This window comes from Pseudomonas sp. EL_65y_Pfl1_R83 (assembly GCF_963970695.1).
Lineage (GTDB): Bacteria > Pseudomonadota > Gammaproteobacteria > Pseudomonadales > Pseudomonadaceae > Aquipseudomonas > Aquipseudomonas tritici.
Genome location: NZ_CAXAQI010000426.1, coordinates 1 through 453, shown reverse-complemented (window position 1 = coordinate 453; position 453 = coordinate 1). Strand labels below are relative to the sequence as shown.

The following is a 453-nucleotide window of genomic DNA, read 5'->3' as shown; positions in this document are numbered from 1 at the left end:
CGAAAAGGCGAAGCTGCCTGAGGAAAAGGGCGCGCCGACCCCGCTCAAGGCCGATGAAATCGTCAAGGCCGATGCTGCCGCATCGCCCAAGCAGGCATCGAGTCAGCCCAAAACGACGGACAGCACTGCGCAGTCCGGTGCAGGCAAGGCAGGCCCTGACGCGGGCGAGAAGCCGGCCAATCCCGATGTCGTTCCCTCCAACGGGAAGGGGCAGAACCAGTGACCGACTATCTCGACCAAATCGAACATCGCCTTGACGGGGAAGATCCCGAGGTCGGCGATGTCGAGATTCAGAATTACACGATCAACTTCGGCCCGCAGCATCCCGCCGCGCACGGCGTTTTGCGTCTGGTGATGGAGCTGGACGGTGAAATCGTCGAGCGCGTCGATCCGCATGTCGGGCTGCTGCACCGGGGCACCGAGAAGCTGATCGAGTACAAGACCTATACGCAG

1 protein-coding gene and 1 pseudogene are annotated in these 453 nt (G+C 62.0%); both read left to right on the top strand.

The features are described 5' to 3' along the window. On the top strand, positions 1 to 223 hold a 223-nt coding region (locus AACY08_RS29645; RefSeq protein ID WP_339472646.1), incomplete at its 5' end, for a hypothetical protein. Further along, positions 220 to 453, top strand: a pseudogene (locus AACY08_RS29640) (hypothetical protein); the annotation flags it as partial. The gene AACY08_RS29645 and the pseudogene AACY08_RS29640, both read left to right, overlap by 4 nt.